Below are 5192 nucleotides of genomic sequence, written 5' to 3' on the forward strand. Positions count from 1 at the left end.
GCTCGCCGCCGGGCCCGCCCGCCCCCCCGCCCTGATGGTGGGGGCGGCCGCGCTCGCCGGGGCCGGCCAGGGGGCGTGCCGTCCCGCCTTCCAGGCCCTGACCGCGGAGATCGTCGACCCGGCCCGCCGCCGGCCCGCCAACGCGGCGATGGCCTTCTCCGTCCGCGGCGGCGCCCTGCTCGGCCCGTCGCTCGCCGCGCTCCTGGCCGCCTTCTTCGACACCGCCGCGCTGCTGCTGGGCATCGGCGTCCTCTGGCTGATGGCGGCGCTGGCGCCGGGGCGCGGGGCGGTGGCTCCGTCCGGTGATACGCCCCGACGGGGCTCATTTCGCGCCGAGTTCATGGAGGGCGTACATGAGGCGCGCCGGCATCCGTGGTTCGTCGCCGGCCTGGCCGCGCTCACCGCGGTCATAGCCACCGGCTACTCGGCCACCGGCGTCGCGCTGCCCCTGGTCAGCCGCGACCGCTACGACACGGAGCTCGTCCTCGCCGCGGCCACCACGGCATACACGCTCGGGGCCTTGGGTGGCGCGGTGCTGATCGCCCGCCGGCGCCCCCGCTCCCCGGGATGGGCGGCCCTCGCGGGCCTCGCGGCCTACGGCTTCGCCCCGCTGTCCCTGATGCTGCCGGTCCACCCGGCGGTGATCGTCGGGGCGTACGCCATCGCGGGCATCGGCATCGAACTGTTCAACGTCCCGTGGTTCACGGCCACTCAGCGCGAGGTGGCCCCGGACAAACTGGCCCGGGTCTCTTCCCTCGACTTCCTCCTGTCGTACGGCCTGGCCCCCGCGGGCCTGGCGCTGATCGCGCCGGCGATCGGGGCGTTCGGGGTGGGGCCGGTGCTCGCGGTGTGCGCGGGTGCCTGCTTCCTGGCGCCGGCTGTGGCGGCGGTGGTGCCTACGGCGCGGTACTTTTCGCGGGCGGAGAGCACGTAGCCCGTACGCGTCGGGCCACTGTGTCGGTGTCGGGCGCACTGCCCGGCAGCGTTTCCGGCCTGTAGTGATCCACCGAGCTGTGCGGCAGCGGTCGGTGGGCCCGCGGAAAATCGGGAGCGCCGGTCGCGGTCGCGCCGCACCATGGCTGCCGTGGAACCTCTTCTGTGCGGCCTGGCGGCCAACCCCGCCCTGCCGGCCGAGCTGCTCGACCGTCTGATCGCGCGAGCCGGTCCGGACGTGGCGGCAGAGCTTGCCTGCCGTTCGGATCTGAGTCGCGCGCAGGTACTGGTGTTGAGGGACCAGGTCCCGGAGTGCGCCGCGCACCTCGTACGGCACGGTCGGCTCACGGCAGCCGACATCATCCGGTGGACCGGCCGGACGCCGCGCTCGCGCTGCTCGAGGAAGGCGGGGGCGGGCCGGATTTCGCGCGAGTCCTGGCGCGGAGCCCGCTGGCCGAACACCGCGAGAGGCTCGCCGCGTGCCCAGGGCTGCCCGCCGACGTCGTGGATGTCCTGGCGTCGGACACGGACGAACAGGTGGTCGCCGAGCTTGCGTTGTGGGCCACCGCCGAGGTGTCGGCGGGCCTGGCGGCGCATCCCCATGCGATGGTCCGTCGTGCCGTCGCGATCAACGAGGCGACGAGTCCCACGATTCTTGCGGCGTTGCTGACAGGGGAGGGGTTTCCTCCCCTGGAGGAGTGCCGGCGGTGCGCCGAGGTCCACTGCGGCGCGGACGCCGTGCGAGACGCGGCCATGGTCAACCCGTCCACACGCGTCTCGGATGTTGTGCCGCACGTCAATCACGAGGCTGTTCGGCCCAGTTGGGGCGTGGCGGCACGCCCCGATCTGCCCCCGGAAACGTATGAACTACTGGGAGGTCACCCCATTCCCGGGGTCCGCGGCACTGTGGCCATCCCAACTGCGTTCGCTGACCCATCGGCACGGCACCCGGGTCTACGCCAAGGTGGCGGAGAACCGGGCGGCGCCCTCGTCCTTGCTCGAGGAGATGGCGGCCATGGCCTCGCCTGTTCGCAAAGCCCTTCGCGCGATCGCCCGCCATCCGAACGCCACGGACGTGGCGCTGCGCAGCTGCCTCACGGACGTACGGGCCCGTGTGCCCGCCGCCGGCCATCCGGCGCTGGAGCCGTCCGTTCTGGTCGACCTGCTCGACCACCCCGACTGGCAGGTCGTCGAGGCCGCGGCCGCGAATCCCGCGCTGCCGCCGACGCGTATGCGGGAAGCGGTGGGGGCGGCTCAACTGCCATGAGTTCGCTGCATGTTCTCCCGCAGATGGATGTCGAGATACCGCGCGAGGGCGAGTGGGTCCTGCGGACTGTCGACCTGGAAGGTCACCCGGCGCAGGAGCTGGACGGACCCGAGCGTGATGTCCGCGCGGGCCAGCACGTACAGCAGTGTCAGGAAAGCTGCGCGAGCGTTGCCGTCAGGGAACGGGTGGAAATAGCAGACGTCGAGGTAGGCGCGGGCCGCCCGGGCGGTCAAGGGGAGTCCGGGGTCGAAGGCGTCGGAGAGACAGGCCTCGAAGCGGATGCGGGTGCCCGGCGCCAGGCCGTAGCGTTCACGGCCCCGTTTCGCATAGGCGGAGGCGGTGCGGAAGCTCGGGGGCGAGGGTGTGCCGAGGACGTGCTGCTGCCAGCTGCTCAGCAGGTCAAGGGTGAGGGGTTTGCCCAACACCGCGTCCGTGCGCAGCTGCTCGAGCGCTGCCAGCATTCCTTCCGCCCGGGCGGGAGATATCGCGGCGTCGAAGGTGCTGATGTCATCGACCGCACCGTCCCGGAGCGGGCGCTCCTGGGCGCAGGCCTCGGCCTGCGGGCAGTCGTGCCACGGAGCCGTATCGCGTACCTCCAGCCATTGCGGGATCCGGTCCGGTTCGCGCCGCGGTGACTCGGTGCCCGGCATGTTCGGCACCGATCCGGCCAGCCGCTCCGCCACCTCACCGATCGCCTCGGGCTCCGGCTCCGTCCAGCTGTGAAACCGACCGCCGACGGCCTCGTTCACCAGTTCCTCCGCTACGGCGGGCGCCACACCCCACCGGCTGAGGAACCAGGTGAGCACCTGGCGGCAGTGCCGATGCCAGCCGCTTCCGCACCCGGTGCGGTCGGCGACCCTGGTGATCAGCCGGCGCGCACCGATCTCCCACGGCAGTGGCTCGTGCGTCACCGTGACCTGGTCCAATGGGTGCGCCTCGAAGCAGGCCGCGAGATCTTCGAGCCAGGCTCGCCACTCGCTCAGGGAGTCGACCACTTTGGCGAGGGTTTCCCCGGGTGTGGTCATCGAGTCGTGCGGGCAGCACCAGTGGCCGACCGGGCCCCCGTCGAAATCCCCCTCATCACGGGCCCAGCGCCAGCCCGAGGCCCAGACGCCGTACTCCTCGATCAGGGCGTACGACATCGCGTCCGCCCAGCGGCCGGCCACATCGTGCGCCCAGGTGTCCCATCCCGGATCGCCGAACGATACGTCCGGCCGGCCCGGAACTCGGAGAGCGGGCCCGAGCGAGCGGACCACCTCACCGACCGTCCGCCCGTCGAAGGGGTGGCGTGCGGGATCCACTTCGTCCCAGGTCAGCGTGGAAGGGCTCAGGTCGTGCAGCACCCGGTCAGCCTGCTACAGGGCGCTGTCGCGATCAAACTGCTTTGCATAAGAGTACGGGGGCACGTATAGTCATGCCATCGAGAGGGAGGCAGGCAACCATGGTGGTACGTGCCGCAGTGGCAGGAGCGAGTGGATACGCGGGCGGGGAGCTGCTGCGTCTGCTGCTGGCGCACCCCGGTGTCGAGGTCGGTGCCCTGACCGGGAACTCAAACGCCGGTCAGCGCCTCGGTGCGCTGCAGCCGCATCTGCTGCCGCTCGCCGACCGTGTGCTCGAGCCGACCACCGCCGAGGTGCTCGGCGGGCATGACGTCGTCTTTCTCGCGCTGCCGCACGGGCAGTCCGCCGCTGTCGCCGAGCAGGTGGGCGATGCCGCCCTCGTCGTCGACATGGGGGCCGACTTCCGGCTGAAGGACGCGGGGGAGTGGGAGAGGTTCTACGGCTCGCCGCACGCCGGGACCTGGCCCTACGGGCTGCCCGAGCTGCCCGGGGCGCGGGATGCGCTGAAGGCCGCCAGGCGCATCGCCGTGCCCGGCTGCTACCCGACCGCCGTCTCGCTCGCCCTCGTCCCCGCGTACGTGAACGGTCTCGCCGAGCCCGACGCGGTGATCGTCGCCGCGACGGGCACCTCCGGCGCCGGCAAGGCGCTCAAGCCGCATCTGCTGGGTTCCGAGGTGATGGGGTCCATGTCGCCGTACGGCGTGGGCGGCGGGCACCGGCATACGCCCGAGATGATCCAGAACCTCAGCGCGGCGGCCGGCGAGAAGGTCACCGTGTCCTTCACGCCGACCCTCGCCCCGATGGCCCGCGGCATCCTCGCCACCTGCAACGTGAAGGCGAAGCCGGGTGTCAGTGCCGAGTCCGTACGGGCCGCGTACGAAAAGGCGTATGCGGACGAGCCGTTCGTGCACGTGCTGCCCGAGGGGCAGTGGCCCGCCACCGCCTCCGTGTACGGGTCCAACGCCGTGCAGATCCAGGTCGCGTACGACGAGAGTGCCCAGCGCATCATCGTGATCAGCGCGATCGACAACCTCACCAAGGGCACCGCGGGCGGTGCCGTTCAGTCCATGAACATTGCCCTGGGGATTGATGAGTCCACCGGGCTTTCTACGATCGGAGTCGCGCCGTGAGTGTGACGGCAGCCAAGGGATTCCAGGCCGCGGGCATCGCCGCCGGAATCAAGGAGAACGGGAACCCCGACCTCGCGCTCGTCGTCAACCGCGGCCCCCGCCAGGCCGCCGCCGGCGTCTTCACCTCCAACCGCGTCAAGGCAGCCCCGGTCCTGTGGTCCGAGCAGGTGCTCAAGGGCGGCGTGGTGTCCGCGGTCGTCCTCAACTCCGGTGGCGCCAACGCCTGTACGGGTCCGAAGGGCTTCCAGGACACGCACGCCACCGCCGAGAAGGTGGCGGAGGTCCTCGAAGGACACAACGCCGGCGAGGTCGCTGTCTGTTCGACGGGGCTGATCGGCGTGACCCTGCCGATGGACAAGCTGCTTCCGGGCGTCGAGCGGGTCGCGGCCGAACTGTCCGAGCACGGCGGCGAGAAGGCCGCCATCGCCATCAAGACCACCGACTCGGTGCACAAGACCGCGGTCGTCGGCAAGGACGGCTGGACCGTCGGCGGGATGGCGAAGGGCGCCGGAATGCTCGCGC

General features: G+C 71.6%; 5 protein-coding genes. 4 read left to right on the forward strand and 1 reads right to left on the reverse strand.

What is annotated here, in order from left to right:
* Both JAO81_RS41435 and JAO81_RS43840 read left to right on the forward strand, forming a co-directional pair.
* The coding region (locus tag JAO81_RS41435) for an MFS transporter (RefSeq protein ID WP_199553176.1) at positions 1–934 on the forward strand (934 nt) is incomplete at its 5' end.
* An 861-nt stretch (positions 935–1795) separates the two neighbouring features.
* Positions 1796–2200 carry a hypothetical protein gene (locus tag JAO81_RS43840; RefSeq protein ID WP_307814234.1) on the forward strand — a complete coding sequence of 135 codons (405 nt, stop codon included), beginning with the start codon at positions 1796–1798 and terminating at the stop codon, positions 2198–2200.
* On the opposite strand, the gene JAO81_RS41445 is transcribed toward JAO81_RS43840, so the two are convergent.
* Positions 2188–3543 (reverse strand): Fic family protein, encoded by a 1356-nt coding sequence (locus JAO81_RS41445; RefSeq protein ID WP_199553177.1) that lies wholly within the window; start codon positions 3541–3543, stop codon positions 2188–2190. The genes JAO81_RS43840 and JAO81_RS41445 overlap by 13 nt on opposite strands.
* 98 nt (positions 3544–3641) lie before the next feature.
* Between JAO81_RS41445 and argC the strand changes: the two genes are divergently transcribed.
* Entirely contained in the window at positions 3642–4670 is a 1029-nt protein-coding gene (gene argC / locus JAO81_RS41450; protein ID WP_199553178.1) for an N-acetyl-gamma-glutamyl-phosphate reductase, read from the forward strand.
* Positions 4667–5192 (forward strand): bifunctional ornithine acetyltransferase/N-acetylglutamate synthase (locus tag JAO81_RS41455; protein ID WP_199553179.1); only part of this gene is annotated, 526 nt, incomplete at its 3' end. The genes argC and JAO81_RS41455, both read left to right, overlap by 4 nt.

Source organism: Streptomyces sp. N35 (genome assembly GCF_016464295.1).
In the GTDB taxonomy this organism is placed as follows: domain Bacteria; phylum Actinomycetota; class Actinomycetes; order Streptomycetales; family Streptomycetaceae; genus Streptomyces.